The following is a 4,997-nucleotide window of genomic DNA, read 5'->3' on the forward strand; positions in this document are numbered from 1 at the left end:
TCCTCCTCCTCCTGTTGCTCCTGTTGCTGCTGTTGCTGCTGTTGCTGCTGTTGCTCCTGTTGCTCCTGTTGCTCCTGTTCCTGTTGGACCTGTTGGACCTGTTGGACCTGTTGCTCCTGTTGTTCCCGTTGGACCTGTTGGACCTGTCGCCCCTGGAGTAGCATTGATTAATTGAATTAATAAATTAAAAAGAAGTTGTAAAGTTGCAGAATCAACATTTGAGTTGCAGGATATAGGGATAAGATCTAAAGCGAAGAAGAATTGTGCAAGGGCGCTATAAAATTGTTGCAATAATGTTGACAATTGTCCTAAATTAGGTGCTGGAGATTGTAATAAAACTATAATACTTTGAGTTAATTGTTTCAAAAAATTAACTTCTGGGGAAGGTAATAAGGAATTTAAGAAAATTAAAAATTGATTAAATAAATCGAGTAACACTAATCTGTTTGCATTACTTGGATTTGCAAAAAATGCTGAAATAGCTGATACTAATGAGTTTAGTAAAGTAATTAATTGACTTAATTGTTCCCTAGTAATAGGAACTGACTGTGGATTTTTACAACAATCTGCTGAAAAAACAATCGGATTGCAGTTATTATGATCAAAACAATCATTATGTTTCATTTATTTCCTCCTTACTTTTCTTATAGTTGAGTGTTTTCCTATTCTAAGTACTATAAAAGATGCGATTGAAAAAAGTAGTTGAGTTATATGTTTCTCTTAAAATAGGAAACATGAATGATAATCAAACTTGAAAACGTTATTTAATTATGTTCATGACTCACATATTAATTATATGTTTTTAATAATTGAGTGCTTAGATTAAACACCTAAACTTAAGAGTTTATTTTATTTTTCCACGTTTATCTCTTAAACCAAAGAATACATATTAATTTGAATACAAAAATTCAAATTAACCCTTAGCATATATTCCACAAATATCAACATCGCTTTTTAATTGTAGTAAAAATTATACTTTTAATAAAATTATGCCACTCTTCTAATCCTAAAGCCGTTTCTATTATAGAAAACTCTCATACAATATAGTGGACAAGTTATTCAATACTTCGGTCCAATAAAATATGAATAGGAGTGAGAATTAATTGCCTATCATTCAACCATTTATGGCATCTAGAAGATTCACATCTACACTAGGAGCCGGGACTGGCACAGGCGCAGCCTTTGCGGTTGCTGCCACAGCTTGCTTAAACGATGCGGGTACTACTGCAACTGCTTTTCCAACTTTCACGTATTACAACCTATATGTAAACGGTATCCTTCAGCCAAGCGTGAACTCCAGTGTTACTACTGGCCCTACTGGCGCTATTACAATTCCTGGTGGAGATGCATTAGACGGCGGAATTCCAATCACAATCGAATTTATCGTCACTTAATGTTAACGAATGTAATTTAAAACAAAAAAGACAGATTCCTTTTAAAATAAGAATCTGTCTTTTTTAATTAATAATAATAAATTGCAAAATAATTGAAGACCCTTGCGATGGTGGTTGATTATCCAATAAAGTTAGTTTACCAGTACTAACTTCATAAAATGGTTGTGGTTGCAGAATTCCATTAATAAACAAATTTATATATGAAACCTCACTAGGTGATAATATATTCGTCGTACCATATTGAGCTATCCCATCTGCATTTGTATATATAAGTTTCTCTCCATCTGAAAAAGTGTAATATAACAAATTGGTTGTTGTTATGGGGCCAATCCCCCCAGTAGGACCTGTTGCTCCGGTTACTCCCGTTACTCCCGTTACTCCCGTTGACCCCGTTACTCCCGTTGGACCTGTTACTCCTGTTGATCCGGTTACTCCCGTTACTCCTGTTGATCCCGTTGATCCCGTTGGACCTGTTACTCCTGTTACTCCTGTTGATCCCGTTGATCCCGTTGGACCTGTTACTCCTGTTACTCCTATTGCTCCTGTTGATCCCGTTGGACCTGTTACTCCTGTTGGACCTGTACTTCCAGTCGGAACATAAATTGGTGGAAGAGCTGGAAATGTAGGGCCGATATTCTCAGGTCCTATCCTACCTTTATTCATTGATAATTTATCATTCCGCTTCAATTCAATACCTCATTTCACATGTTTTTAACTAACATACATTATTATGACTCTATCATTAAGGAATAACTTCATAACTATCTTTTTTCTTTCCAAATGATTCATACATTTATTAAACCTTTTACCGTTACTATAAACTACTTCTATTAATAGAATAAAATGATAGTTCCACTCTAAAAACACTACACTTATTAGGTTCTAATTTAAAAATGAGGTGATTTATTTGCAAGATAAAAATGAAAAAACAAAAGAAGAACTACTATCAATGGCTCTTGAAATAATTCTTCCATACAGACTTACAGGACCTACTGGGAATACTGGTCCTACCGGAAGTACTGGGTCAATTGTTACAACAAACTTTATGTTCGCTAATAATACATTAGGTGATCCCATCTCAGTTATATTAAGTGGAACTAATATTCCACTTTCTAATAACCAAAGCCTCAGTAATTTTACAGTTAACGCTTTAAACGATGTATTTACAATTCCTGTAACCGGAAGATATCATTTAACCTATCAAGTTAATACGACAACTTCTCTACTTGCTGGAACAAGGTTACTATTAAACACTTCTACTCCACTTTCTGGCTCTGTTTTTTCTCCCGCTATGTCAACTTCAAATTATAATAATAATTTAATTACTAATTTAATTGCTGGTAATACAATTTTACTTCAATTATTCGGTATATTATCCATTGTTAATTTAGTTGGAGGTGGTTCAACAGGTGCCTCTCTAACAATTATACGAATCGATTAAAAAATGATTCATTCTTTTTCTAATACACATTATTAAATACCAAGTCTATCATAATAATAAGAACCACCCAATTATTTCATGGCGTTGATTACGTAACACAGAACAAATTACACTATATTTATAGTAGAAACTATCTATACTAAATTTTCCGTATATACATTATCAATTTACACTCACCCTTACCGATGTTACATTAAATAAGAAGACAGTTTCTCCTTTACGAACCATCTCTCCTCAATACGTATTTGAGAAACGTACTCCAATCCTATACGCGAGAGCAATACTATGTTGGCACTCAAACGAGTGTCTTTTTTTTGTAATTTAACACAAAATAAAAACCATCTTGTATAGATGGTTTTATCTTTTATTTTTTATCTTATATATATAAATGTATACTTATGTAGCTGGGTAATAAATTGTCATGCTTAACCGAGTCAAGGATTCCCCTAAATTATGATAAGAGTGTGATCTATCGGCCTTAAAACGAATGGAATCTCCACTATTTAATGTATACTGACAATTATTCACTTTTATTGTCAATTCTCCTTCAAATACCGTTATAAATTCTTCTGCTCCTTCTTTATGCCCTTCTGAACTTAGTTTCCCTTCTGTTTCTATTTCAACTGTATAGATTTCAAAATGTCTATCATCTTGAAAAGGAAAAGAAGGATACACTTTATATTTCCCATTATCTTCAGACAATACTTGAACATCATCCCGTAAAACAACTTTTATATCGGGTTGTGGATTATTGATTAAAGAAGTAAAAGACACTTTCAATCCATTAGCAATTTTCCATATTGTGGTTAGTGTCGGACTTGATTCTCCTCTTTCAATTTGTCCAATCATCGTTTTACTCACTCCTGTTAATTGAGAAACCTTTTCTAAACTTAATTTTTCTTTTTCTCGTATTGTTTTTAAATTTTTCGCTAGAATAAGTTGAATTTCTTCCATAAAAAACACCCCTACACTATATACAATATAACGACCGTTATGTATAATAAAAAGCACACGTTATATTGTTCTTTTCGGTCATTATAACATACAAAAAATAATAAGGGGGTTTTGAAATGCCTATATTTTCTTTTTTATTATTTGTTTTTATAAGTAGCTTCACACCCGGCCCTAACAATTTTTTAGCTATGACATACGCCAATCAACACGGGTTAAAGAGGAGCATGCAATTTTGCTTTGGAGTAGCTTTCGGCTTTTTCATCCTCACTTCTTTATGTAGTTTCTTTAATGTAGTACTACTTAACATCTTACCCATAATCGAATTCCCTTTAAAAGTTTTAGGTGTAACATACATGTTATATTTAGCTTTTAAAATACTCACTAGTAAAGGCAGTACGAATCCCAGTGAAAAAGATAATAAAAACTTATTTACAGTGGGGATTTCTCTTCAATTCGTTAACCCTAAAGGGATATTATTCGGACTGACTGTAGTATCGACTTTCATACTCCCTTACTACAATTCATATTCAAGTTTTCTACTTTTTTCATTATTTCTAGGTGTAGTCGGTTTAATGAGTACATGTAGTTGGAGTTTATTTGGTTCAATATTCCAAAAATTATTAATAAAACATAACCAATTATTTAACATCATTATGGCCGTTTTATTAATCTTCAGTGCCGTTTCAATCGTTATACACTAGTTCAATGCTCATTCTAATTTTAGATTTTTGTACTTTTTCATACCAATCTATATTTCCTAATCTTTGTCCTTAATGTCATAAATATTTAGTTTCCACACCCATCTGTTTTTTATTCACATACTGCCCTTAACTAACTACTTTTCTCTAGTAGAACTTTGATATGGGAATATTGCTGTACACAGATCCGCCCTTATTTATTCTCGTATTACCAGCCTATAACCTTTCATACCTTTTCATTGAGCACCTGATGCTGGATCGGAAATAAAGTATGGTAATCCCTTTAAAGTTTTTCAATTCTAGATTATCTATCTTCTAAAACAAAGTACTCAAAAAAGAAAACCACAACTTAAAACATTAGTTGTGGTTTTCTTTTTTCGTAATATTCACTTTAAAATCTATTTATAATAATACCGAAAAATACGGTATAATATAAATTACTGTTCTTTGGGAGGGTTATAATGTCTGATAACTGTCTCTTATACACATCTGACGCTGCCGACGAAGCTA

General features: G+C 32.8%; 6 protein-coding genes. 3 read left to right on the forward strand and 3 right to left on the reverse strand.

What is annotated here, in order from left to right; all coding sequences use genetic code 11:
- Positions 1-624 (reverse strand): collagen-like repeat preface domain-containing protein (locus tag JDS92_RS29625; protein ID WP_199633004.1); only part of this gene is annotated, 624 nt, incomplete at its 3' end.
- A gap of 479 nt (positions 625-1,103) precedes the next feature.
- Between JDS92_RS29625 and JDS92_RS29630 the strand changes: the two genes are divergently transcribed.
- Entirely contained in the window at positions 1,104-1,394 is a 291-nt protein-coding gene (locus JDS92_RS29630) for a DUF4183 domain-containing protein (protein WP_001121652.1), read from the forward strand.
- Between the two features lie 63 nt (positions 1,395-1,457).
- Here the strand turns inward: JDS92_RS29630 and JDS92_RS29635 are convergent, their stop codons facing one another.
- Positions 1,458-2,081, reverse strand: coding sequence for a DUF4183 domain-containing protein (locus JDS92_RS29635; protein ID WP_199633005.1), 624 nt, complete (start codon positions 2,079-2,081; stop codon positions 1,458-1,460).
- 220 nt (positions 2,082-2,301) lie between these two features.
- Here JDS92_RS29635 and JDS92_RS29640 point away from each other — a divergent pair, with 220 nt between their 5' ends.
- Positions 2,302-2,835 carry a BclA C-terminal domain-containing protein gene (locus JDS92_RS29640; RefSeq protein WP_199633006.1) on the forward strand — a complete coding sequence of 178 codons (534 nt, stop codon included), beginning with the start codon at positions 2,302-2,304 and terminating at the stop codon, positions 2,833-2,835.
- Positions 2,836-3,231: 396 nt separating this feature from the next.
- On the opposite strand, the gene JDS92_RS29645 is transcribed toward JDS92_RS29640, so the two are convergent.
- Positions 3,232-3,846 carry a helix-turn-helix domain-containing protein gene (locus tag JDS92_RS29645; protein WP_106081116.1) on the reverse strand — a complete coding sequence of 205 codons (615 nt, stop codon included), beginning with the start codon at positions 3,844-3,846 and terminating at the stop codon, positions 3,232-3,234.
- Positions 3,847-3,905: 59 nt separating this feature from the next.
- Between JDS92_RS29645 and JDS92_RS29650 the strand changes: the two genes are divergently transcribed.
- Positions 3,906-4,490 (forward strand): LysE family translocator, encoded by a 585-nt coding sequence (locus JDS92_RS29650; RefSeq protein WP_098711692.1) that lies wholly within the window; start codon positions 3,906-3,908, stop codon positions 4,488-4,490.
- Positions 4,491-4,997: the final 507 nt, after the last annotated feature.

It is taken from the genome of Bacillus cereus group sp. N12 (assembly GCF_016483575.1).
GTDB classification, from domain to species: Bacteria; Bacillota; Bacilli; order Bacillales; family Bacillaceae_G; genus Bacillus_A; species Bacillus_A toyonensis.